Annotated in this window: 1 protein-coding gene; it reads left to right on the forward strand. The window is 31.1% G+C overall.

Annotated elements, in window-relative coordinates; all coding sequences use genetic code 11:
• A partial coding sequence (locus J582_RS0105670) for a DDE-type integrase/transposase/recombinase (RefSeq protein WP_032049045.1) occupies window positions 1-373 on the forward strand: 373 nt, incomplete at both ends.

Consider the following 373-nt stretch of genomic DNA (forward strand, 5'->3'; position numbering starts at 1 on the left):
AATTTAATGTTAACGGTGAAAAACTTTATCTATCACCAATTATAGATTTGTTTAATGGGGAAATTATTACTTTCCGGATCCAACGTAAACTCAATTATGAGTTAATCAAAGATATGCTCATTCATGCTTTAGCTAAACTTAAGCGACATGACAAACCAATTCTCCATTCAGATCAAGGATGGCAATATCAAATGGCTCATTACCAACAGCAATTAAAGCAACATGGTTTAATTCAAAGTATGTCTCGTAAAGGAAATTGCTTAGATAATGCTGTAATAGAAAGCTTCTTTGGAATATTAAAATCGGAATGCTTTCATGGAGAAAAATTTCAATCAATTGATGAATTAGAGAAAACGATACGAGAATACATTCA

The organism is Acinetobacter sp. 1566109 (assembly GCF_000582255.1).
Taxonomy (GTDB): Bacteria; Pseudomonadota; Gammaproteobacteria; order Pseudomonadales; family Moraxellaceae; genus Acinetobacter; species Acinetobacter nosocomialis.